We start from the raw sequence: 23,648 nt of genomic DNA, 5'->3' as shown, positions 1-23,648 counted from the left end.
TAGCATTACCTAAGATACTCCAGAGTGTAATTCACAAGTTTGTTTGTGCTAGGTTCCAGCAACCCCTAGCTTTCTCGATAACAGTGACAAACTGCTACTGGGCTCTTTCAACGTATTTCATATGTTAAATTATTAGCCATTATATTGAATTTACAAATCATTGTCAATAATAACCAAAAGTTATTTTGAAATAATTCACATTTTTATACAACTTTATTTCAAAGATTATTGTATATCTTCTCCAATAATCCTTACTTCTCTCTCTAACTTCACACCGAATTTTTCTTCAACTGTTTTTTGTACAAAATGAATTAAATCGATGTAATCTTGCGCAGTTCCGTTATCAACGTTTACCATAAATCCAGCATGTTTTATTGAAACTTCTACGCCGCCAATTCGCTTTCCTTGCAGTCCTGATTCTTGAATAAGCTTACCAGCAAAGTTATTTGGCGGTCGCTTAAATACACTACCACATGAAGGGTACTCTAAAGGCTGTTTTGATTCACGTTTAAACGTTAAATCATCCATCTTTTCTTTAATCTCTTCACGTACACCTTCTGCAAGTTCAAATTTCGCTTCAAGTATAATGTAATGATTGTTAGCAAACGTACTTTTACGATAACCAAACTCAAAGTCATCTTTCGTTAAAGTACGTAACTCTCCATCACCTGTCATTACGATAGCTTCCGTTAACACATATGCAATCTCACCGCCGTATGCACCGGCATTCATGTATAACGCTCCGCCAACTGAACCAGGTATACCACAAGCAAATTCAAGTCCTGTTAAACAGTGATCTAACGCAATTCGTGATACATCAATAATCGCCGCACCACATTGTGCTACAATCGATGTTCCTGTCACAGTCACATCTGTAATATGAATTAAACTTACTGTAATCCCGCGAATACCACCGTCTTTTATAATAACATTAGAACCATTTCCTAAAAACGTAATCGGAACATTATATTGGTTTGCATACTTTACAACTTTTTGAATTTCATCATAAGTAGTAGGAGCAACAAATACATCTGCTTTTCCTCCCACTTTAATATGCGTATGATTCTTTAACATTTCATCTTGTTTTACATGATCTTCTGGTAATACTGTACGTAAATATTTATATACTTCCTGCATATTCATTCTATGATTCCTCTATTTCTATTAATAATTAATGGCCTATCCTCTCGATAGTTCCAGCATTCTTAAAACCATTTCTCTTATTCTCTTCCATTCCGCTTACAAGTTCATTTACTACACTACATGTAATGCCATGCTGAAAATAAGTAGGTAATCGGCCACCACATAGATTACCTGAATAGTTTAGTAAGATAGCTTCTGTCTCTATCTTATCAAAAAATCGAGAAGAAAACTTTACCTTCAAAAATTTTCCGATATAACCAAGTTTAAGATAGAAAAGAAATTGCACCTAATTTCTGCCTTTACAAAACTCTATTATATCGCATGTCAATGTGAAAAAATATGTTTAAAGAAGGAACTTTTCAAACTGATAAGAATGTCTATGTTTTGTCATATCCAAAATAGACATTACAAAACTGTAAGCTCCTTGTAACATAAAGTAGAAGTAACCTATGAACAAGTAAAATCATATGAAGAAGTGCAAAAAGATGAGTTACCTGCAAAAGTGAAAGAGAAATTAGATGTAAAGTAAAAACAAAAGGATGCCTCCTTATATATTAAGGACATCCTTTTGTTGATTATTTTAATTGAATTTTGACTGGCGGTAATGGTTTTTCAGGATGATATGGTGACATCTCTACTTCTAATACATATTTCTTTAAACTAAAATTCTTCACACCATATTCCCCATCTAACTGAAACGTTGCCTGGAATTGTAATTTCTCCTTATTCAATACCTTTACATCGCTCCCCTTTACAACATGACCAATTGGTGCAAATTCTTTATCCAAATATGAAGAATCCTTTAAATTCATAACTTCTCCGTAATTTATCAATTCGTCCATAGATTTATGTTTTGTATCGACATTTTGAAGTGTATATTGCACAATTAATCGCTGTTTTTTATGCTGAATTTTATTAACAATCACCTTCAAATCACTACGAGTACTTTGTATTTCAAATGGTGTCTTTTTATTTAAGTCCTGAATAGATGGTTTTTCAGACAATCTCACATTTGGATGTAGCATAATAAATTCCGAACCCTCCGGAATCTTTCCAAAAATAGATCTTTCATCAGATTCTATCTGATTTCTAACCTTTTCTCTTCCAAATTCAATACCTGATGTTTTAAAATCAATTTCATTTCCTTTATCATCAGTTACTTTTTCAATTCTCGCTAAATCATTCTCCCCTATAAGCGGATAAATCGCTTTATAGTCGATTGCAAGTGATTCTTTTCCAACTGTAATCTTTTCAAAGTTAAATGTATGTTCTTTATCTTCACTACTTACGGATGCTTGAGGATGAATGATTTTATTTTCTAATTGCTTTACTGGAATATCAAATTTCCAAACCCCTTTTGTTTCCCCGATAGATGTAATGGTAATTGGTAATGTTGTATTTTGGGGAAGCTCTTTTTCTGGATAATCAATATGAATATTCCCAAACCACCCATCTTTAGTTACTCTTCCATCCCATGAAGCTGCACGCATCCATTTCGGACTTCCATCAACAAGCTTAAAGTCATAATAAAAATCCCTACCAGAATTATTTCTGATCACTACTTGATCTGGATTATCTACTTTAAATGTAACGCCAATTCTACCACCATCATAATACACACTATTCATTGTTACACTAATTCCATTGCTCACTGCTTGCTGATTTAATTCTGTTACAAGCTTACTTGCCGATAAATTGTGACCAATTGTATCATGAAAATGCGAATAAATTTTCCCGATAATTGGAACTTCCGCCAATACACGGCTCATTTGCGGAAACACAAATCCAGAGCCTAGTACACCTATACATATTGAAGCTGCAGTTAACAAAGCAATTTTTCTTCTCTTATATATCTTTTTAACTGGCTTTTCTTTCTTTGCCCTAGCAATAGCTTTTTGTATAGCCAGATTCAATTCTTGTTTCGGAACATCAACTTTATTTATTTCATCATTAAACCACTGCTTATCCAATTCTCATCACTCCCCCCTAATAATTTTTTTAGAGATTTTCTCGCTCGATGCAAATATGTCTTTACAGTTCCCTCTGGTACACTCATTTGCCAAGCAATTTGATTAATTGGAAGATCATAATAATAATATAAAATGATTACTGTTTGATAATTTTCATCCAACCTTTGAATTGCTCCCTGCAAATCAATATTTTGCTCAATTTGATGTAATTTGTTTTGTACCTCACCATATGTATCTGCTTCTCTTCCGTCCTCTATCTTCTTCACTTTTTTCTTTTCACCTAATAACTGATAGGCATTATGTATAAGAATACGTGTCAACCATGTCAAAAAATAGTTTGGTTTCTTTAATTGCTCTATGGATAAGTACGCTTTATACACCGTCTCTTGCACAACGTCCAGTGCATCTTCTTTATTCTGTACATACAGATACGCAGTGCGGTACAACTGATCTTGATATAAACTAATGAGCTGTTCGAAAGCTGCATCGTCACCTTTTCTTGCTTTTTTGACTAATTTTATTTCATCCATCGTATCCCTCCTTTCACTTATTAGATAGACGAAAGTAGAGTTTGGTTTCAAAAAATTTATTTTTATTCCATATAAAAAAGCACATCCAATGGAATGTGCTTTTTTTACACTTTACTTACCGTTTTCTTCTTTTTCCTTATCAAACCATAATAGTTCATCATCATCAACGTCACCATTATAGTTGATCAGGATTTCTTCTCCTGCTTTTATATCCTTATAAGCATAGAAGTCAAATGTATGATTATCAAAGTTAATTTCATACGTTGCATTTGGCTTATACGCATGGTTAAACAGCATACCGTATCCTAAAAGGATTGCCGAATGATTTATTCCATACTCAAATGCGTAGTCAGCAAGTAGCGTTTTCTCTATAAATTGATGTTCCTCATTTGGATAAGAGATAACTGGCGCTTCATGTAGAAGCTCCCCTTTTTTTATATCACGTGTTGCAAATACTCCTCTATTAAATTCTCCATCGCTAAGTGTGGAAGTCTTGATTTCGATCATATTCGTCACCTATACATTTCTTTCTCTGAAGTATTTTGTCTCCTTAAGCTTGGCAGATAATGAGAAGAAAAGCAATTGGTTTTATTTTTCCTTTTTATATAATGCTTATATCCCATTCCTCTAAAGATTCATATATGACAACATACAATCGACAGAATCCCCAGAACAAAACCCTTACAAATAAGGAGGCAATAAAATGATTCATATGCAGTCTAAAGCAAAAGAATTAAAAGAGAAGTTACACATCTTGTTTTATCTCAATATTTTTATTAACATACTTTTCCCTGATCCATTTTGTCCTACTACTCCCATATGTTCTCCTTTGTATAAATCAAAAGTAGCATTTTTATATAAAGTTTTATCTATAAAACAATGTGATACATTTTCAACTTTAAGTAAACTCATTATGATTCCTCTTTTCCTAAAAATAAAAAAGCAGAGGGCTAGTGTCTTTTGACACTAGCCCTCTGCTTTTTGGTTTTATTGCATCTCAAGATGGATACTCATATTTGACTTTTTTACATTTCTATGCAATTGGCGTACCATTTGCAACAGGCTCATCCGGTTTTAACAGCACAACATCCCCTTCTTCTGGTACACCGCCTACTACTAATACCTCAGACTTAAAGCCTGCGATACGTCTAGGAGGAAAATTCACAACTGCGATTACTTGCCGGCCGATAAGTTGTTTTGGCTCATATCTTCGCGTAATTTGAGCTGAAGATTGTTTAAGACCCATCTCACCGAAATCAATTTTTAATTTTATAGCTGGTTTCCGCGCTTCTGGAAATGGCTCTGCTTCTATTACAGTCCCAACACGAATATCTAATTTCATGAAATCCTCAATGTTTGCCACATGTATTACCTCCAGTTTTCACAATATCTATATTTACATTTTAAACACATACAATTATAGGCTTTTACTAGAAATCAGTAGTTTTTAACCATATGTCATGTATTCGTGACATATGAAAAGTTACCTTTTCGATATTGACTCGGTGTGATCCCCTCATATTTTTGGAATAAACGTGTTAAGGAAGATTGGTGCTCTAATCCTACTTGAATTGCAATATGTAAAATGGGTAAATTGGTATTTCGTAATAATTCTTTCGCTTTATTCAATCGCACTTCTTGTATATATGCTGACGGAGATTTTCCTGTTTCTTTTAGAAACCAATCTGAATAATAGGAACGATTATAATGCTCAAGTTGTGCAAGCTTTTGTACCGTTATATTCTCATGATAATGTTCGTGAATATATTGAATCGAATTAGGTTGTTGCTCTTGGAGTAAACAATGTGAGATATACGGATAGAGCTCTTTAAGCGCAGATCCTCTTTGTTCCATTTCATTCAGGATAAGATAACGAATTCCTTTCCATTGATTCGTGAATGGACAAGAAATCCCCCTATTTTGTAACTCACCCGCAGGAATCATGAAATAAGGAATATCCAGAACTAAAAATTCGTTACGCACAGAAGAATGAAAGGTATGATCACATTCAGGAGGAACAAAAAATAATGTTTGTTGGTCTATGAGAAGGTTTTGTACCCCAGTCTTTATAACAAGCTCTCCTTGAAGGGGTAAAATGAGCTGAGCATAACTATGTGAATGTGTATCTTTATCAGCTTTATAAGTTCGGCGTTCCGCTACAATCTCTTTACATATTTCTATTGCATTTTCTCCCTTTTAATATTTGGATTCATAATACCAAAAAAAGTAGTGCAAACCAATCTCTTGGTCTGCACTACTTCTTTATTTAATGTTTCTTCAAATCTCTCATATTAGATATATATAAAGCAATAACTAAAATAAGAATAGCTCCTGCATATAATAATGTTTCAAGTGGTTCCTCATGAGAAACGATAATTAATCGAATTAGCGCTGTAATTCCTATATAAATAAAATAACGTAACGGAAAGTGATAATTCGATTTGAAGTACTTAATAATTAATGCGATAAATTCAAAGTATAAAAAGTAAACAATAATACTTTCAACTAATTTATAAGACGTGTATTTTTTTGTGGAAAATATGTATTGTATAAATGTAATCGTTTCATTAATTAAAAAGATAGATAGAACAATGGATAATATGATAAGAGCTATATTTAATATCCATTGTAAAACACTGGCAATAAATTCATCGACATTAAATGATCGCATTTTCTAGCACTCCTCTATAGGTGAATCATACTCATATATTATAGCAAAACTATTCTCTTATATAAATTTTAGAAGTGTTAAATCATATTTTCTCTCCTTGTCTTCCCCTGTATAAGGTTGTTCATCTTATAAATTAATCTTATTTGCTATTTAGAAATTCTTTCAATTCTTTATTTGTAACAGAGTCATTCCCATAGTAACTATAGGACCGGCCTATGAAAAGGAATGGCATACTGTGGTACCACAAATAAACTCTGCCCCTGTTAGAGAGAATTCCACTGCCATTGTTCAACTTGTCTCTTTAGGAAGTGAGAATACCAAGTGAATGATACAAATATGTTCAATCCCCATAAATTTCTTGTTCCAAAAACGTTTCTATTTATTCCCTTTCAATTGAAAAATGAAAAATATCTTGATTAATCATTTGATAGAAGTATCTATCCAGTCTCACCATAAGCAGGATTTCTATCTTTTCCTAACACGAATACTCCCCCCAAATATGAAAGGGTAAACCACCAAATTCAAGCGGGAGATGAATTTAGAAAAAAGGTACATTTAAAATATTTCACTTTAAATCAAAACTATTTACGTTATACTAAAATAATATATAAATATACGAAGGAGAAAGCAGTATGGATATGAAAGAAAAACAAACAATGATCGAGAGTATCCCTCAAACAGGTTTTTTTGGTCATCCTAAAGGGTTATTCACTTTATTTTTCACCGAGTTTTGGGAGAGGTTTTCTTATTATGGAATGAGAGCCATCTTACTTTACTATATGTATTATTCTATTTCAAAAGGCGGACTGGGAATTGATCAAGCTACCGCCACTTCAATCATGGCAATTTATGGTTCATTATTATACATGTCCAGCGTTATTGGTGGTTGGATTTCTGATCGTTTACTTGGTGCCAGTAAAACAGTCTTTTGGGGTGGGGTTTTAATTATGATCGGCCACCTTATTCTGGCATTGCCGGGTAGTATCATTACTTTATTTATTTCTATGGTATTTTTAATACTCGGAACAGGGTTATTAAAACCGAATATCTCTAGCATTGTTGGAAATTTATATAGTGAATCAGACACACGTCGAGACTCTGGTTTTAGTATTTTCTATATGGGCATTAATTTAGGTGCTCTTATAGCTCCTTTAGTTGTTGGTACATTAGGTCAGCAATATAACTTCCATCTCGGTTTCGGAGTCGCAGCAATTGGTATGGTAATCGGTTTAGTACTATTTGTTTTTACGAAAAAAAAGACTCTTGGAGAAACTGGTACTCAAGTACCAAACCCTTTAACGGATATTGAAAGAAAAAAAACCGTTAAACACTTTAGCATTAGTATTAGTGTAATCATACTTTTATGTGCTATCACAATACCAACGGGAATATTAACTATTAATCGTTTTACTTTTTTAATTAGTATCCTAGGAATTATTATTCCTACTTGTTACTTTATTTATATGTATCGCAGTCCAAAAACTACTAAAGTTGAACGTTCTCGCCTTCTTGCTTATATACCTTTATTTATTTCAGCTGCAATATTTTGGGCTATACAAGAACAAGGTGCAATTATTTTAGCAACATATGCAGATCAGCGAACTCAGTGACAATTTGCTGGATTTGAAATACAACCTGCATGGTTTCAATCATTAAGTCCTATATTTATCGTAATACTAGCTCCAATATTCGCTTGGATTTGGATAAAACTTAATACAAAACAACTCTCCACTACTAAAAAATTCGCGATTGGGTTACTTTTTGCTGGATTATCATTTTTAATTATGATTATACCTGCTTTTATTAACGGTACAGAATCTCTAGCAAGCCCTATATGGTTAGTTCTTAGCTTTTTATTAATCGTAATTGGGGAAGTTTGTTTATCGCCTGCTGGATTATCAATAACAACCAAATTAGCACCAGCTGCTTTTTCGGCACAAACAATAAGTTTATGGTTTCTATCTACTGCATCCGCACAAGCCATAAATGCACAAGTTGTAAAACTGTATAATCCTGCAACAGAAATCATTTACTTTGGAGTGATTGGAGCTGTATCCATTGTAGTAAGCATCACCTTATTTATGCTATCAACAAAAATTCAAAGCTTCATGAAAGGACTTCAGTAAATATTAAATATCTATTTGATAAAAATAAAGAAGCTGGTACTATACCAACTTCTTTATTTTTATAGATGGAGTTTTATTTTTTTGTCTCATTGTCACTTTTTGATTTTTTTCACACAAAGACATTACAGCACTCAGCAATCGTATCCTCTATCCTCTTCATTTTTAAGAACGATTACTTTTCCACAAACAAAAAGAACCATAAACTTACCAGTTAGGTAAACTTATGGTTCAAATCACAATGTAAGTTAAATCATATTTTAACCATGTATTAAATCATAAAATGTCCTAATATCAGTTGAGAATTAGGTATTATTCCAAAAGAAATAAACCATATTTTGACCTAAACTTAATTTTTATATCATAAAGTGTCGACTAATACCGATCAAATTTATACTAATAATGCTTTAAGGGGGAGTTTCAGGAAAATGCGGATTTACAACATTAAGGAAATTTCAATACTGAAAGCCCAATTTCTCTGTTTTAAAATAGAGAAATTGGGTTCTTTTCGTTACTCTATTAAAGCGACCTATTGCGGTAAATTTTTTTACTGCATGTTGGTTGCGCTTTTATACACAAAGAAAGAGCGTAATTCTGTTTTAATTGTGCTTGCTACTCCTTGGTTAATCTTGGGGAGGTTCCCAATATAAAACCTCATGGCAGGCAGTCCTAGCTTAAAAACCTCCCAAAGATTGTGCTAAAATAAATATAGTGACCATTTTTACTATGATGAGGGATTTTATGTATAGAATAATGATGATTGAAGACGATGAAAAAATTAGACGGATTGTCGCTGATACGTTAAAAAAGTGGCAATATGATGTGGTGGAAGCGACCCAATTTGACCAGGTGCTAACGGAATTTGAGCAGACAGACCCACACCTCGTTCTATTAGATATCAATCTTCCTGTTTTTGATGGATACTACTGGTGCCAGCAAATACGCTCGCTTTCCAAGGTACCGATTATATTCCTTTCATCCAGAAATCAGAATATGGATATCATTATGGCGATTAATATGGGTGGAGATGATTTTATCCAGAAGCCATTTGATTTGGATATCCTTGTCGCGAAAATCAGTGCGCTCATCCGCCGGAAATATACCTATCAGGAAGATGAAAACATCAGATTCATCCATCGGAGCTTGAAATTAAATGTAACCAATTCAACAATTGAATATAAAGGACAAAGCACTGAGTTAAGCCGGAATGAATTCATCCTTTTACAATTGATGATGCGGAATATCGGGAAAATTGTTTCGCGCGAGGACTTAATGCAGGCACTATGGAATGAAGAACAGTTCGTCGATGATAACACACTGACCGTGAACGTGAACCGGATGCGTAGGAGAATCGCTGCGCTTGGACTGGAGGAGTTCATTGTCACCCGAAAAGGAATGGGGTATTTGATCGAATGACCTTCCTGCGCTATCTAACCCATGAAAAGCCTTATATTTACCTGTATTTAGCTAGTTTCCTGATCTCAGCCGCGGTATTTTTTACCGATAGCAATGGCGGCTGGGCATGGGGGACATTCTTCTACGCCTTCGCCCTATCTTCGATTGTGTTACTCGGATTTTTATTATTTCGCTACCAGCAAAATGTACGTGTCATCCGACAAATGAAAAAAGGTGAGGATTATGACAGTTTGTCACTGGAAGGAGAATTTGCCCAGCAGCACGTCGATGAGCTGAAAAAACAGCATATCCGTGAAATGAATCAGATTCAAGACAGACAGAATGAGCATTATGATTTTATCGTCTCCTGGTTTCACGAAATAAAAACACCGATTGCGGTTCTTCGCTTACTGCAGCAAACCGATATGGACGCGGGTAGTTTAAGGGAAGAGATCACGAAGATTGAAAATTACGTCGATCAAGCTCTCTATTACGCCAAGCTCGATAGCTTTAACCAGGATTATGATATTCAAAATTGTGACATTATCCAGATTTCGAAAGAGATCGTTAAGGCTCATTCGAAAACCTTTTTTTCAAAAAAAATCCGCATTGACATGCAGGCAGATTCACTGGAGGTTCAAAGTGATCCTAAATGGTTGCAGTTTATCGTTAATCAGTTATTGACGAATAGTTTAAAATATACAGAACGTGGCGGGGAGATTACCATTTCAGTATTCGAAACCCCGCAAGAAAAACAACTTATTATTCGAGACAATGGAATTGGCATTAGTCAAAAAGATTTGCCGCGAATTTACAATCGAGGTTTTACTGGAGAAACTGGACGGACGTATACGAAGTCAACGGGAATGGGGTTATATTTAGCCCAACAGTTAAGTAACAAATTAGGACATTACATTAGTTGTACGTCGGAAGTGGGGGAGTTCACCCAATTTATTATTCACTTCCCGCTAGATAGCGATCCGTATTTAATACTACAAAAAATACACGATGAGTAAAATAACTCACCGTGTATTTTTTTCGCTGATAATTTTGTAGTAAATAGATGTTGATGATACGTAAAAGATTAGATACGTTAACACATACAATCCCATGACAGAAAAAATAACCGTCGTTAAGGAAGGTAAATCTTTTACTATTAGGATGACTGTGTAGTATAAAAGATACCAACTGTGTACCAATCCAAGTATTAGTGGCGGTAAAAATACGAACAGCAATTGTTTCCGAATAATCTTTTTTATTTCTTTGTCGCCAACACCAATTTTTCGTAAAATTGCGTAGTGTTCTCGCTCTTCTGTAGCTTCACGTAGCTGTTTAAAGTAAATAACACTTCCTAAAGCAAACAATGCAATGACTGCAAAAAACGCAACGGAGAACAATATTAAAGATGACGACTCAGTATTAGTGGAATACTGATCTACATAGGCTGAATAATAGGCTCCTTCTGTTTTCATAACGATATCGTATATTTTTCGTGATACGTCATTAGATATTTTCGGATCTTCGATTTGATATATTTCATAGGAAGAAAGGGTATAATTTTCTTTTAAGTGCTCAAAAGCTTCGTCTGAAATAACGAGTACAGAAGGTTGAAGACCGGAATCATCTCCACCAGGACTCGTTGGGACACTTAACAACGGGTAGCGTATTTTTTCGACTACACGAAATGTATTGTCTTCTAAAACGGTAATTTCAGACTGAGGACTTTTATATTTTGTCGGTTCATCCACTCCTCTTGTTAAAACAATTGCTTCTTCCCCTTCTAAATCTACTTTTTCACCAACTCCACGTAAATCAACAATCGCATTTAATTGTGACTCAGGGAAAAGGTAAAACTCCTCTGTGTAATATTCGGGATAGCTAAAAAACGTTTTTCTATTTTGGATTTTTTCTGTTTGAATTCCCGTAATTGTTTCATGACCAATAATTGGATGTGAGTCATTTATAATTTGTTCAATTTGTTTTTGTGTTTCATCATCTTGCGTCGAAAAGGCAATATGGTTTGGATATTCTTTTTTTACAACGTCACCTTTCACGGCGTAATCTACAGCAATAAATCCAACTGTAAAGATGATAATAGCACTAAGCAGTGAATTAAACGTAAAGTTTACTGTATTTCCTCGAATAGAAAAACGAAGGGAGGAAATCCATAACATTTTGTCATCATTAAAGTAATTTTTACTTTGACTCATTTTTTGTAAAATCCAACCGGAAAACTGGCGGAAAAATAAATACGTTCCGACAATCAATGCCACTGTTGTAGCAATTAATGTTTCTTTAAAATAATCTTTCCATATGTCTGTATCTCCTGCCATGGTAATCGTGTAGTAGGACGTTACAATCAATATGATGGACAATATCGCCAAAGGCATGGAAAATTTAAGCGGTTTGTCCATTTTTTCTTTTGCATGAAACAATTCAACTAACTGCACACGACGGACGTTAAAATAACTTTGAATCGTAATAATGCCGATTAATAAAGCGAATAACAGAACAGTTGAGACAATTGCTTCAAGTGGAAAAGCAAAAGAAATGTCGTCATTGTAGTGCATTAAATTCATTAATACCATACCGAAAAATTTAGATAGTAATCCACCGATTAATATACCGCTGAATACAGAGATGGCGCTTAGAAATAACGTTTCAAAAAAGACCATTGTGGCAACTTGTCTTTCTTTCATCCCGTAAAGTAAATACATGCCAAATTCTTTTTTTCGCTGCTTCATAAAAAATGAGTTAGCGTACAAAATAAAGAATACAATAAACAAAAAGACGATAATTGAGGCAATGGAAATACTCGTTTCGTAGTTTTCTTTATTTTGAATTGCTGCAACTACGTCCTCGTTAAACATTAAACCGGCAAAGGTAAAGTAAATGACAACCCCGACAAGCATGGAAATAAAATAGATCGAATACAGTCGAAAATTTCGTTTCATATTGCGCCATGATAAATCGAGCAAACTCATCGTCGGTCGCCCCCTATTGCACTTTGAATCGTCAGGATTCGGTCAAAGAATTCTTTTTCTGATTGTTCTCCTTTAAACAATTCATTGACGATTTTTCCGTCACGGAGAAAAATCACACGCTGACAATAGCTCGCTGCATATGGATCGTGGGTAATCATCAGAACCGTTGTCTTAAATGTTTTATTGAGCAATTGAATTTGTTCCAGCAGCTGAGTAGCAGACCTTGAATCAAGTGCACCCGTCGGCTCATCGGCAAACACAATCGCTGGATTGGTAATGATCGCCCGCGCTGCAGCCGTGCGTTGCTTTTGGCCACCGGAAATTTCAAACGGATAATGATGTAAGATCGATTCAATATTTAACGCTTCAATTAATTTTGCTAATCGCTGCTCCATTTCCGCGACAGGTGTTTTTTGTAACGAGAGCGGCAGCAAGATATTTTCTTTCACAGTTAAAGTATCCAGTAAGTTGTAATCTTGAAAAATAAATCCCATTCGTTTTTGACGGAATTCTCGTAAGGCTTTCTTTTTCATATCTAACAGCGATTTTCCCTCAATCCAAACATCCCCGCCATTAAAGGTGTCGATCGTTGAGAGGGTGTTCATTAATGTCGTTTTCCCAGAGCCAGAAGGCCCCATAATCGCGGTGGATTCCCCTTGTTCAATTGTCATATCAATATTTTTTAAGACTTGTGTCTTTCCATAAGATTTCGATAAGTTCTTTGTTTGTATAATTTTAGCCATTGTTTTGTCCTCCTTCACCACCATACTATACCGACTAATTTGCCCACCAACCATAGATGTAACAACATCTAAAGTGACATTTTTGTCACGTTGAGTGAAGAATCGACCATTTTTATATTAGTTTTGCGCTAAAACTCATTAATGAGAAGGCTTACCGAAGGATTTAAAAACGTTTGATTGAAAGAGGAATAGTGGGGATTGTATCGGTAATTGATAAATGCAGCAGAAAAATTATTTAAAAAAACCACTACTAACCAAATTGCAAAAGAAGCTGGGATTGCATCAGGAACAGGTCAATAATATGATGATTAAAACAACGTTTTAATCATCATATGAACCTTAAGAACCATAACTTTGCCACAAACAAAAAGAACCATAACCTTGCCAAAGTGGCAAACTTATGGTTCAAATCACATCAATGTCACTTTACCTATAAGTTGGCCGCAGTTAGAAGCATAAGTTGGCCATAAAACACTTATTTTTGCAGATAATTATCTAATTCTTCAACAGAATGGGAAGTATAAATTGGCCGTGAGTTAATTATTAACCCATAAGCTGACCGTGAATTTCACAAAACAGTATAAAATGAGCTTTATATATCATTTTCGTTTTTGGTAAAATAAAATAAAGTCCCTTTGTTATTCGATTGTAGAATATATTTTACATTGAGCATTCTAGATATATCTTCAATTATTTTTAATCCAAGCCCCGCACTTTTACTATTAGTATCAAAACCAATTCCATTATCCCTAATGGAAACAACACTATTTTCAATGGTTATCTCAAGCTTTTTAGCCTTTGAATGTTTTAACGTATTCTGAAAAATGTTATCAAATAACCTTTGAATCCATAAATCGTTACTAATCCATATCAAGTCTTTATTTAGTGGATTATATATTAATTCAATATCATGAATACTATACAAATAATCCCACTTTTTAACCATAGCTTCTAATAAATCATGTATATTCACCTCGTGATTTAAAATATAAGAATTCTCTAATGTATTAGTGGATTGTAAATTTAACTCACTGGTTAATTCAGCAATATACTGTATTTGTTGATATAACGATTCTAATATTGGTGCTTGGTCATTATTATATTGACCTTCTAAGTAAAATAATTGTAACCTGACAGCTGTTAAAGGCGTATTAATATCATGTCTTAATTTATTTAAAAGTTCCTTCTTCATTTCCTCTTGCTGTTTAAGTTCTAATTCTCGATATGTAGTTCTTTCAATTAATAAATTTACTGACCTGATTAGTCCTCCTATTTCATCATCACTTTTAACGTCTAATTTATTCGGAATCTTTTTATCACTAGCTAAATTTCGAATGGTTTTATTTAATATATCTATTTTATTTAATAGTGAGTTAATCGATTTTGAAAATAAAAAGGCTAATAACAATATTGATAAAAAAAATACAACTAGCATCGTAGGATACGCAAAAGACTCATGAAAAGGAATGTCATTATTTTCCGCCTTAAAGGCACTATTATAAATTATTGACATAAAGATACTAATCAACAGTAATAAAAATGGTACGCTTATAGCAGCAGAAAATAACACTAACTGATATTTTTTCTTTAATTTCATTTCTTTATATAGGTATTTAATCTATACCCTTCTCCATATATATTTTGGATAATTTCACCCGTTTTATCATTAATTTTTGTTCTTATTTTTTTTATGTGCACATTCAAGATATTTTGATCTCTATCTTCGAATTGCCATAAATAATCAAAGAAATGTCCTTTCGTTAAAATACGATTCCTATTTTCATATAAATAGAAGAATATTTTACGCTCAATCGCAGTAAAGACAACTTCATTATGCAAGTTATTATTAAAAACTTTTTTATGCTCAGCATCAATATATAAGTGTTTGATTTGCGTAAAAGTACCATATTGATTATCTAACATTTTCTGCATCCTTAGTAACAACTCTCTAGGATCAAAAGGCTTTATCATATAATCCTCCCCGATTGTCAAACCTTGGAGTTTGCTGTCCATATCACTTCGGGCGGATAGAAAAATAATTGGAATATTTAATCCTAGATTTTTTATTTTCTTTGTTATTTGATAGCCATCTTTACCTGGTAACATCACATCCATGATAACTAAATCCATTTTATGGATGATTCCAAACACTTCTTTTCCGTCTGTTTTCCAAATTACATTGTATCCTTCGCGCTGCAAAATTTTTTGCAACAGATCACCAATCATCACATCGTCTTCAACTATTAAAATATGATATCCCTTCATCATGCAAACCTTCATTTCACTTTTTTATTGATAAATTCCTTAGAAAGCTTATATATTTCATCAGCCTGGTATAAATAAATGCTGTGTGTCCCCCTCAATTTTATAACATCTGCTATTTCAAGTTGTTCTGCAAATTCTTTATAATCTTTGTAATGTTGTTTTGTATATTTCGAGTTTTTATTTTGATCAGCAACTGCATCTAAAAATAATATAGGTGTTTCTTTTGGTATCGGAAGGTTAACGGATTTTTTACTGTTTTCGTAAGAATGTAAGAGCTCTTGTTTCATATCAACATTAAAAAACTGTTTATACGATATTGCTTTATAAATTTCTTTTTCATGTTTAGTTAAAAAAGATTGTCGAATCACTTCAGGATTATAAGTAGTAGAAGGTAGAAGTCGATGAATGCCCATTTTCGTTAAAATATTCATTCCTCTTATTTTTAATGTTGACTTATCCACTTCGCTTTTATATTTCACATACTGCTGAGGTAAACCAATATCTAACGCAATAATTCCCCTGATTTCCTCCGGATATTTTTGTGCCCAATAAATAGCCTCTATTCCCGATATTGAATGCGGAACTAAAATATAAGGAGGTTTATTGCCACTTTTAATGAGTGCTTCTCTCGTTTGTTCTAATATTTTATCAATATCCCTTCCATCGTTAAAAACATCACTGTTCCCATAACCAGCTCTTTCTACTACAGCAATCTTATTTTCTTTTGAAAACTTACTATATACTCCTTTCATTTCATAAACAGGAGCAGCAATCCCAGAGCCAGCCATAAATACATATGTATCCTTACCGTTTCCCTCACTATAAACATTCATTTTTTTATTATTAATCTTAACGATTGTTCCCTTACTTTTAATAAGATCTGATTCCTTACTTAATTGATAGTTATGGTATATAAAAACAGATACTAATATAAGTAAGATAGCCGCAATAAACATAATAAATATAATCTTTAATACTTTAAATAATTTTCTCATAGGGTTCTCCTTTCAAGTTATATTGAAAGGATACGATATAAAAATAAATTTCTAATAAATTTTATAGTAAATAATTTTTTCTCTTTGTTTCTAAATAGAATTCAATTGTTCAGCTCGAATGGTCGAGATAATATTCTTTTTAACTAGAGATTTAATCACTTTTCAATTTCAGATGTTCTTTTTTGGACACCCCTCTATGATAATCATAACCAAATGAGGTGAAACATCACAACTTTTTTACAAACGTCATGACTTTATTTCAAAGAAGCATAAGTTGACCGCAAACTAAAAGAAGCATAAGTTGGCCAAAACGGCCATCTTATGCTTCTTTTTACACAAAAATAAAAAAACCACCAAATATGTATTGGTGGAGACGGTGGGAGTCGAACCCACGTCCAAAGATATTGGCACTTAAGCTTCTACGAGCATAGTCGATATATTGGCATTTCGCAAACTCTTCAGCCTATCGACAGGCTTCCAAGTTGCTAGTCTGATTGTTCTCTTCCTTCGTCCTCAGACGGCGAACTCCGGCGTAGTCCACTTAATTTGAGTCCCTTACCCTACCACATGGACGATGGAGGGAGGAACCGCTAAGCTGTATTAAGCAGCTAAAGCGAAGTTGTTTTGTTGTTTGCCAGTTATTGGCTTTGACGTTTTAACGAGGCCGATCCCCTCGACTCGCAACTTAAGCTCAAACTACCCCTGTCGAATCCGTAACGTCCCCATATAAGAAATGGAGCATACGAAGTATATTCGTGATAGCTACTTAATGAGCTGTTTTTCAATGTTCACTGGCCTTACATGAATTATTATATCATACGTTCGACATTTTACAAATGTAAATTTCTGTATTACATCTTTTGACGATCACGGAACGCGCGTGCAATTTCACGTTTTGCTTCTTTCTCTTTTAAATCATGACGCTTATCATATTGTTTCTTACCTCTTGCTAAACCAAGTGCCATTTTCGCAAATCCATTTTTCAAATAGATTTTCACAGGTACAAGTGTATACCCTGTCTCTTTTGAATAACCGATTAGCTTTTGGATTTCCTTCTTATGAAGAAGTAATTTTCTTGTACGAAGTGGATCATGATTGAAACGATTTCCTTGCTCGTACGGACTAATATGCATATTATGTACCCAAACTTCACCATTATGTACACGTGCGAAAGCATCTTTTAAGTTAACGCGTCCAGCGCGAATAGACTTAATTTCCGTTCCTTGAAGGACAAGCCCTGCTTCGTATGTTTCGTCGATGAAATAATCATGAAATGCTTTTTTATTTTGTGCAATAACCTTACCGCTACCTTTTGGCATTGTATGTCCCTCCTCTATTTTTACTATTGTAACAAATGTTACTGAAAAGCGGAAGTGGCTCGCTCAGAATGTGAGGAGGATGGAGCTTCTGACTTAGAGGCGCTCTTTGCCTCTAGGGAAGAAGCGAAGCCGCCGAACATTCTAGCCACTGGAGCTGGATCCTTAAGAAAAGCGGAAGTGGCTCGCTCAGAATCTTAGGGCGTTGGAGCTCCCGACAGAGAAGCGCTTTTTGCTTCGTCCGAGGGAGCGAAACGACCGAAGATTCTAGCCACTGAAGCTGGATCCTATAAAAAAAGCGGAAGTGGCTCGCTCAGTATATAAGCAAAGCCACCCCTCTCTTACTTACGCTTCTTCTTTTTCTTCTTAAATCCTGGAACATTTTCAAAGAATGGCTTTTTCTTTTTACCATTGCCATCTTTTTGTCCCGGACGACCAGATGATCCTTTTCCTTGCCCACCACGTTCATGTTTGCGTCCACTACCGCGTTCATTGCCACGTGCGCTACCACGCTCATTATTACGTTCGCCGCGACCACTGCGTCTCTTTCTACCGCCTTTTGGCTGTTCAATAACAACTGGACGATCTTTGAATTTACGTCTTGGAGTACCTTTCATACCGACGATTTCAAAATCAATCGCGCGCTCATCTTTGTTTACATTAATAACGCGAATTGTAATTTCATCACCGATGCGGAAGACGTTGCCTGTACGTTCTCCAATCATCGCAAAGTGCTGTTCGTCATAACGGTAGTAATCATCCGTTAAATAACTAACGTGAACAAGGCCTTCAATTGTATTTGGAAGCTCTACGAATAAACCAAAGTTTGTGACAGAGCTAATCATACCATCGTACTCTTCACCAATCTTATCAAGCATATATTCTGCTTTTTTCAGTTCATCTGTTTCGCGTTCTGCTTCAACAGCGCGGCGTTCCATGTTAGAAGAATGCTCTGCGATCTCCGGTAACTTCTCACGCCATTTTGCTTGTGTTTCGTTATCGATTTTACCGTTAATGATATATTCACGAATTAATCGGTGAACAATCGTATCTGGATAACGACGAATTGGTGATGTGAAATGCGTATAGAATTCTGTTGATAGACCGAAGTGACCTAAGCTATCTGCATCGTAACGAGCCTGTTTCATCGAACGAAGCATAACAGTTGAAATCACGATTTCTTCAGGTTGTCCTTGAACCATTTCAAGAATTTGTTGCAGTGCACGAGGATGCACTTCATTTGCACGTCCTTTTACCGCATAACCGAAGTTTGTAACAAATTCGAAGAAACGCTCTAATTTGTCTTCTTTCGGATCTTCATGGACACGGTACATAAACGGTACGTTCATCCAGTGGAAATGCTCCGCTACTGTTTCGTTGGCAACAAGCATGAACTCTTCAATTAGCTTTTCTGAGACAGAACGATCACGCATGACAACATCTGTTGGTTTGCCTTCTTCATCTACTAACACTTTCGCTTCTTTAAAATCAAAGTCAATTGCACCGCGTCTCATACGTTTTTCACGTAAGATTTGCGCTAGTTGAGCCATCTCCTTGAACATTGGTACAAGTGGCTCGTAACGTTCAATTAACTCCTCGTCTTCATCTTCTAAAATGCTTCTTACATCAGCGTACGTCATACGCTCTGTTGTTTTAATAACACTTTGGAAAATTTCATGGCTAACAACATCACCAAGAGGGTTAATTTCCATTTCACAAGATAGCGTTAAACGATCCACTTTCGGATTTAATGAACAAATTCCGTTAGATAGACGATGTGGAATCATCGGAATTACACGGTCAACAAGATACACACTCGTTGCTCTCTCCGCAGCTTCAACATCAATTGGAGATCCTTCATGGACATAATGACTGACATCCGCGATATGAACGCCAAGTTTATAGTTACCGTTCTCAAGTTTTGTTACTGTAACCGCATCATCTAAATCTTTCGCATCTGCACCGTCAATTGTAACGATCATTTGATCGCGCAAATCACGACGGTCTTTTAAATCTTCTTCTGAAATCGTTTCTGGTACACTGTTAGCATGTTCCATCACATCTTCTGGGAATGCTAATGGTAAATGGTGTTTGTGAATAACAGATAGGATATCTACACCTGGGTCATTTTTATGACCAAGAATTTGAATAACTTCACCTTCCGCACTTAAACGATCCTGCGGATAGCTTGTAATTTTCACAACAACTTTATGCCCTTCTACCGCACCCATAGATGCACTTTTCGGGATAAAAATGTCACTTGTCCAGCGCTTATTATCTGGAAGTACAAACCCGAAATTCTTTGACTCTGTATATGTACCAACTAATTCCTTCGTACCACGTTCTACAATACGAATGATTGTACCTTCTTGGCGTGACCCACTAGATTGCGAGCTAATACGCGCTAATACTGTATCGCCATGAAGTGCACCATTTAATTCTGTAGGTGGAATAAAAATATCGTCGTCCCCTGTTTTCTTCTCTTCTGGGACCACAAAAGCAAAACCACGTGCATGCCCAATTAATTTACCGCGCACTAAATTCATCTTTTCTGGAAGGCCATAGCGATTGCTACGTGTTCGAACAACAAGTCCTTTCTCTTCCATCATAACTAGTGCCTTTACAAAATCTTTAAAGCCAGCGGAATCCACAATACCAAAGGCCTCTTCTAATTCTTGTATCGTTAGCGGCTTATACGCTTCTTCTTTCATAAACAATAATAACTTATCAATATGTTCTTGAATGATTTCTTCCAAGCAAAAATACCTCCTTTGAACCCTCATATTATCTAGTGTATCCGAAAGATGAGCGATGTATAAAGTGAAACTTCTATAAACACTCGTTTTTCACCATTTATTCTGCTACTTATGTGCAGTAAAATTCTCATCTTAAAAGTTTATTTCTATATAAATTCATTTTGATTCCCCATCATCTAAGTCACGGCTTTGAAAATAAAAGAAGATCTCCACTCGTTTTCTCCTTCTGTTCTAACATGGCATGGGGCTAAAAAAGGCACTGACCGCTTCTATCCATGGGCGGATCCTCTCTTCCCACCTAAAAAGAATGATTTTAATGCCCCCATGAAAAAAAGAGGCAACTAGATCTTACCAATCTAGTTGCTCCAAGAAGTTATATACATCTTCGTGTAGCTCATCACGTTGTTTATCAAGCGTAATGACATGCGTAGAATCTTCATACCACTTAATATCCTTTAAAGTGGATTCTACACCGTTATAGATAATGTTTGCACTGTCTGTATTAATCATTTCATCATGACGTGCTTGTACAACAAATGTTGGTGCATAAATCATGTCGATATTGTTTCGTACATCACGAATTAAGTCTTGTAATGCTTTTAACGTATTCATTGGTGTCTTTTTAAATTCCATCATTTCTTCTGCAATTTGCTCTGGTGATTTCTGCTCACGTTTTTTATATTCACGTGCATATGCTAATATGCCTTGGTACATTATTTCTTCACTTTTAATGTACATTGGGGCACACATTGGGACAACACCTAAAATTGGCAGTGTGTAGGCAAGTTTTAATGAGAATACACCGCCAAGTGATAATCCAACAGCCGCAATTTTCTCATATCCTTGATCTTTCAAGTGTTGATAAGCAGCCATAACATCTTTCCACCAATCTTCAGGACCTGTATGAACAAGTTGCTCTGGTGGTACACCATGACCTTTATAAATTGGGGCGTGGCAAGTATAGCCTTTTTTCTCTAAAAAACGCCCAAGCATACGTACATCAGCTGAGTTCCCTGTGAATCCGTGTAATAATAAAACAGCGCGGTCTCCACCTTCAAATGTAAATGGTTTCGGAGATGCTAATTTCATCATCTTCTTCTCCTCTTTCTCTTCTGTAATCTAGTCGTATTGTTTCTATCCTTAGTTTACCATAGTTCCATTTCCATAATCTAATTAGAAACTTTTTTCGAATAATGAAATACAAATGAGCACAAAAAAAGAAGAACCATTAGCACGAATCCGCTAACGCTTCTTCTTTTTCCATATCTTTTAAAAGCAAAGCCTTTACTATAAGTTCAAGTACGTAACACCAATTGTTAGTGCGAAAAATAGTACAGCTAGAACCACAGTAATACGGCTTAATACCGCTTCAATTCCGCGTGCTTTTTGCTTACCAAATAATTGTTCTGCACCGCCTGAAATGGCACCTGACAGGCCTGAGCTATTGCTAGACTGCATAAGTACTAAAACAATCATTAAAATCGATACAATAATAAGTAAAACTGATAATAACGTATGCACCTGGCGTACCTCCTACATAGATTCGGTTAGTTTAAATGTTAGCATAAATTCTATAGAAAAGCGAGAGCTGTTCCTATCGCTCTCGCTTTCATCTATTACATAAACATCATTGCAAATAACGGTCCCAGCAGACAAGTTAATATCGCTGTTAATGTCATTGTTACCGACCCAATAACACCTTCATGTTCATTGTTTTTCATCGCTCTCATTACACCCATAATATGAGATGCACATCCAAAACCGATTCCTTTACCAACAGAGTTTGTAACGCGGCTCCATTTTAATAAAATTGGTCCTGTAATAGTCCCTGTAATCCCAGCTACAACAACGAATGCCGCTGTTAATGATGGAACACCGCCAACTTGCTCTGATACACTCATTGCAACTGGCATTGTTACTGATTTTGGTAAAGAAGATAAAATTAAGCTTTTATCTGTTCCCATAAGTGTTGCAATCACTAGGTCACTTGCAATCGCAACTGTTGTTCCAACTAATACACCACCAGCAATCGGTACAACATATTTTTGCAGTACGTGACGCTGTTTATAAAGCGGAATTGCAAATGCTACAACACCTGGCCCAAGCAGTTTTGAAATCCAGCCACCACCACTTTCCATGTATTGTTGATATGGTATATCCAGCACAAGTAATAAGACAATCATTAATGCTGTTGCTACAAGCATTGGAATGGTAAATGGCGTTGGCAATACTTTATAAATCTTTTTAGATAATTGATATAATAACACTGTAAGAATAACCCAACCAATTCCGATTAATATTTGGCTCATCGCGTTTCTTTTTCCTTTCTATTCGCAAGATATTGTCCTGTATGCCCTGCGACGATAATAATTAAAAATGTACTCGCTACAATCGTAATGAAAAGAGAAATTCCTTTACTCATAAAAAAAGCACCGTAATTCATTAAGCCAATCGTTGGCGGAATTAATAAAAACGGCATAATAGCAACGAGTGTTTCTGCTCCTAAATCAAACCATTTCACAGGAAGAACCTTAAGGCCTAGTAAAACAAGTAATAGAAACATCCCAATCAAACTTCCTGGAATTGGAATGTCTAACATTTCTTGCACCCATGTTCCAATCATGTAAAACACGTAAAGAGCTGCAACTTGGACAATAATCTTTGTAAACTTCATGTTCATCATCCCTCATGTTTATACGATCTTCTGTTTTCTATTCTTATCATAGTATAAATTGTAAAAACCTGCAATTTATCAAC

Annotated in this window: 21 protein-coding genes, 1 other RNA gene, 3 pseudogenes and 1 other annotated feature (1 of these 26 cut by a window edge); of the genes and pseudogenes, 3 read left to right on the top strand and 22 right to left on the bottom strand. The window is 35.1% G+C overall.

The genetic code is table 11. The annotated features are described in order from the left end of the window. Positions 1–120 (bottom strand) — a binding site (T-box leader) (it extends 102 nt beyond the left edge of the window). 105 nt (positions 121–225) lie between these two features. From murB to psiE, 10 genes and pseudogenes are all read right to left on the bottom strand, one after another. After that, positions 226–1,143 (bottom strand): UDP-N-acetylmuramate dehydrogenase, encoded by a 918-nt coding sequence (murB, locus tag J4P91_RS11850; protein WP_207994277.1) that lies wholly within the window; start codon positions 1,141–1,143, stop codon positions 226–228. Between the two features lie 28 nt (positions 1,144–1,171). Further along, positions 1,172–1,429, bottom strand: a complete 258-nt coding sequence (locus tag J4P91_RS11845; protein WP_207994276.1) for a hypothetical protein — start codon at positions 1,427–1,429, stop codon at positions 1,172–1,174. A gap of 289 nt (positions 1,430–1,718) precedes the next feature. Then, on the bottom strand, positions 1,719–3,113 hold the full coding sequence (locus tag J4P91_RS11840; protein ID WP_207994275.1) for a DUF4179 domain-containing protein: 1,395 nt from the start codon (positions 3,111–3,113) through the stop codon (positions 1,719–1,721). Continuing rightward, positions 3,083–3,643 carry a sigma-70 family RNA polymerase sigma factor gene (locus J4P91_RS11835; RefSeq protein ID WP_207994274.1) on the bottom strand — a complete coding sequence of 187 codons (561 nt, stop codon included), beginning with the start codon at positions 3,641–3,643 and terminating at the stop codon, positions 3,083–3,085. Before J4P91_RS11835 ends, J4P91_RS11840 begins: the two co-directional genes overlap by 31 nt. A 111-nt stretch (positions 3,644–3,754) precedes the next feature. Then, positions 3,755–4,150, bottom strand: coding sequence for an SET domain-containing protein (locus tag J4P91_RS11830; protein WP_207994273.1), 396 nt, complete (start codon positions 4,148–4,150; stop codon positions 3,755–3,757). A 258-nt stretch (positions 4,151–4,408) separates the two neighbouring features. Then, positions 4,409–4,555 (bottom strand): annotated as a pseudogene (locus J4P91_RS11825) (ATP-binding cassette domain-containing protein); the annotation flags it as partial. A gap of 121 nt (positions 4,556–4,676) precedes the next feature. Continuing rightward, a complete protein-coding gene (csaA, locus tag J4P91_RS11820; RefSeq protein ID WP_207994271.1) occupies positions 4,677–5,006 on the bottom strand; it encodes a chaperone CsaA in 330 nt (109 codons plus the stop codon). A gap of 95 nt (positions 5,007–5,101) precedes the next feature. Beyond that, positions 5,102–5,587 (bottom strand): helix-turn-helix transcriptional regulator, encoded by a 486-nt coding sequence (locus J4P91_RS11815; protein WP_243763815.1) that lies wholly within the window; start codon positions 5,585–5,587, stop codon positions 5,102–5,104. Between the two features lie 42 nt (positions 5,588–5,629). Next, positions 5,630–5,806 (bottom strand): annotated as a pseudogene (locus tag J4P91_RS29405) (AraC family ligand binding domain-containing protein); the annotation flags it as partial. A 103-nt stretch (positions 5,807–5,909) separates the two neighbouring features. Then, the gene (gene psiE, locus J4P91_RS11810) at positions 5,910–6,314 is read right to left on the bottom strand and encodes a phosphate-starvation-inducible protein PsiE (RefSeq protein WP_026594104.1); all 405 of its coding nucleotides are present in this window, start codon (positions 6,312–6,314) and stop codon (positions 5,910–5,912) included. A 632-nt stretch (positions 6,315–6,946) separates the two neighbouring features. On the opposite strand from psiE, the pseudogene J4P91_RS11805 reads away from it, so the two are divergent. From J4P91_RS11805 to J4P91_RS11795, 3 genes and pseudogenes are all read left to right on the top strand, one after another. Then, positions 6,947–8,440 (top strand): annotated as a pseudogene (locus J4P91_RS11805) (peptide MFS transporter). A gap of 738 nt (positions 8,441–9,178) precedes the next feature. Further along, a complete protein-coding gene (locus tag J4P91_RS11800; RefSeq protein ID WP_207994270.1) occupies positions 9,179–9,853 on the top strand; it encodes a response regulator transcription factor in 675 nt (224 codons plus the stop codon). After that, positions 9,850–10,848, top strand: a complete 999-nt coding sequence (locus tag J4P91_RS11795) for a sensor histidine kinase (protein WP_207994269.1) — start codon at positions 9,850–9,852, stop codon at positions 10,846–10,848. The genes J4P91_RS11800 and J4P91_RS11795 overlap by 4 nt, the downstream gene beginning before the upstream one ends. A gap of 6 nt (positions 10,849–10,854) precedes the next feature. Here J4P91_RS11795 and J4P91_RS11790 read toward each other — a convergent pair whose 3' ends face one another. From J4P91_RS11790 to J4P91_RS11735, 12 genes are all read right to left on the bottom strand, one after another. After that, positions 10,855–12,816, bottom strand: coding sequence for an ABC transporter permease (locus tag J4P91_RS11790; RefSeq protein WP_207994268.1), 1,962 nt, complete (start codon positions 12,814–12,816; stop codon positions 10,855–10,857). Next, a complete protein-coding gene (locus J4P91_RS11785; protein WP_207994267.1) occupies positions 12,813–13,559 on the bottom strand; it encodes an ABC transporter ATP-binding protein in 747 nt (248 codons plus the stop codon). The genes J4P91_RS11790 and J4P91_RS11785 overlap by 4 nt, the downstream gene beginning before the upstream one ends. 592 nt (positions 13,560–14,151) lie before the next feature. Beyond that, entirely contained in the window at positions 14,152–15,156 is a 1,005-nt protein-coding gene (locus J4P91_RS11780) for a sensor histidine kinase (protein ID WP_017150458.1), read from the bottom strand. Further along, positions 15,153–15,824: a response regulator transcription factor gene (locus J4P91_RS11775; RefSeq protein ID WP_017150457.1), complete on the bottom strand. Its 672-nt coding sequence runs from the start codon at positions 15,822–15,824 to the stop codon at positions 15,153–15,155. The genes J4P91_RS11780 and J4P91_RS11775 overlap by 4 nt, the downstream gene beginning before the upstream one ends. An 11-nt stretch (positions 15,825–15,835) precedes the next feature. Beyond that, complete coding sequence (locus J4P91_RS11770; protein WP_017150456.1) at positions 15,836–16,819, bottom strand: alpha/beta fold hydrolase; 984 nt, start codon at positions 16,817–16,819, stop codon at positions 15,836–15,838. A gap of 365 nt (positions 16,820–17,184) precedes the next feature. Beyond that, positions 17,185–17,543: a transfer-messenger RNA gene (ssrA, locus tag J4P91_RS11765) on the bottom strand. A gap of 127 nt (positions 17,544–17,670) precedes the next feature. Further along, the gene (gene smpB, locus J4P91_RS11760; RefSeq protein WP_017153345.1) at positions 17,671–18,138 is read right to left on the bottom strand and encodes an SsrA-binding protein; all 468 of its coding nucleotides are present in this window, start codon (positions 18,136–18,138) and stop codon (positions 17,671–17,673) included. A gap of 338 nt (positions 18,139–18,476) precedes the next feature. Beyond that, positions 18,477–20,918, bottom strand: a complete 2,442-nt coding sequence (gene rnr / locus J4P91_RS11755) for a ribonuclease R (protein ID WP_374192036.1) — start codon at positions 20,916–20,918, stop codon at positions 18,477–18,479. A gap of 321 nt (positions 20,919–21,239) precedes the next feature. After that, complete coding sequence (locus J4P91_RS11750; RefSeq protein WP_154652058.1) at positions 21,240–21,980, bottom strand: alpha/beta hydrolase; 741 nt, start codon at positions 21,978–21,980, stop codon at positions 21,240–21,242. 198 nt (positions 21,981–22,178) lie between these two features. Beyond that, positions 22,179–22,412, bottom strand: a complete 234-nt coding sequence (gene secG, locus J4P91_RS11745; protein WP_017153348.1) for a preprotein translocase subunit SecG — start codon at positions 22,410–22,412, stop codon at positions 22,179–22,181. A gap of 95 nt (positions 22,413–22,507) precedes the next feature. Further along, positions 22,508–23,200 carry an LrgB family protein gene (locus J4P91_RS11740; protein WP_017153349.1) on the bottom strand — a complete coding sequence of 231 codons (693 nt, stop codon included), beginning with the start codon at positions 23,198–23,200 and terminating at the stop codon, positions 22,508–22,510. Then, the gene (locus J4P91_RS11735; protein WP_000673210.1) at positions 23,197–23,565 is read right to left on the bottom strand and encodes a CidA/LrgA family holin-like protein; all 369 of its coding nucleotides are present in this window, start codon (positions 23,563–23,565) and stop codon (positions 23,197–23,199) included. Before J4P91_RS11735 ends, J4P91_RS11740 begins: the two co-directional genes overlap by 4 nt. Between the last annotated feature and the right edge of the window lie 83 nt (positions 23,566–23,648).

The sequence above is a fragment of the Bacillus sp. XF8 genome, from assembly GCF_017498755.1.
GTDB lineage: Bacteria > Bacillota > Bacilli > Bacillales > Bacillaceae_G > Bacillus_A > Bacillus_A bingmayongensis.
This window is presented reverse-complemented; position numbering and strand designations above follow the sequence as displayed.

What these genes read in the sequence shown, in the direction of transcription:
- murB (WP_207994277.1), bottom strand. Translation starts at nt 1,143, where the DNA reads ATGAATATGCAGGAAGTATATAAATATTTACGTACAGTATTACCAGAA.
- J4P91_RS11835 (WP_207994274.1), bottom strand. Translation starts at nt 3,643, where the DNA reads ATGGATGAAATAAAATTAGTCAAAAAAGCAAGAAAAGGTGACGATGCA.
- J4P91_RS11830 (WP_207994273.1), bottom strand. Translation starts at nt 4,150, where the DNA reads ATGATCGAAATCAAGACTTCCACACTTAGCGATGGAGAATTTAATAGA.
- J4P91_RS11815 (WP_243763815.1), bottom strand. Translation starts at nt 5,587, where the DNA reads ATGATTCCTGCGGGTGAGTTACAAAATAGGGGGATTTCTTGTCCATTC.
- psiE (WP_026594104.1), bottom strand. Translation starts at nt 6,314, where the DNA reads ATGCGATCATTTAATGTCGATGAATTTATTGCCAGTGTTTTACAATGG.
- J4P91_RS11800 (WP_207994270.1), top strand. Translation starts at nt 9,179, where the DNA reads ATGTATAGAATAATGATGATTGAAGACGATGAAAAAATTAGACGGATT.
- J4P91_RS11795 (WP_207994269.1), top strand. Translation starts at nt 9,850, where the DNA reads ATGACCTTCCTGCGCTATCTAACCCATGAAAAGCCTTATATTTACCTG.
- J4P91_RS11790 (WP_207994268.1), bottom strand. Translation starts at nt 12,816, where the DNA reads ATGAGTTTGCTCGATTTATCATGGCGCAATATGAAACGAAATTTTCGA.
- J4P91_RS11785 (WP_207994267.1), bottom strand. Translation starts at nt 13,559, where the DNA reads ATGGCTAAAATTATACAAACAAAGAACTTATCGAAATCTTATGGAAAG.
- J4P91_RS11780 (WP_017150458.1), bottom strand. Translation starts at nt 15,156, where the DNA reads ATGAAATTAAAGAAAAAATATCAGTTAGTGTTATTTTCTGCTGCTATA.
- J4P91_RS11775 (WP_017150457.1), bottom strand. Translation starts at nt 15,824, where the DNA reads ATGAAGGGATATCATATTTTAATAGTTGAAGACGATGTGATGATTGGT.
- J4P91_RS11770 (WP_017150456.1), bottom strand. Translation starts at nt 16,819, where the DNA reads ATGAGAAAATTATTTAAAGTATTAAAGATTATATTTATTATGTTTATT.
- smpB (WP_017153345.1), bottom strand. Translation starts at nt 18,138, where the DNA reads ATGCCAAAAGGTAGCGGTAAGGTTATTGCACAAAATAAAAAAGCATTT.
- rnr (WP_374192036.1), bottom strand. Translation starts at nt 20,918, where the DNA reads ATGAGGGTTCAAAGGAGGTATTTTTGCTTGGAAGAAATCATTCAAGAA.
- J4P91_RS11750 (WP_154652058.1), bottom strand. Translation starts at nt 21,980, where the DNA reads ATGAAATTAGCATCTCCGAAACCATTTACATTTGAAGGTGGAGACCGC.
- J4P91_RS11740 (WP_017153349.1), bottom strand. Translation starts at nt 23,200, where the DNA reads ATGAGCCAAATATTAATCGGAATTGGTTGGGTTATTCTTACAGTGTTA.
- J4P91_RS11735 (WP_000673210.1), bottom strand. Translation starts at nt 23,565, where the DNA reads ATGAAGTTTACAAAGATTATTGTCCAAGTTGCAGCTCTTTACGTGTTT.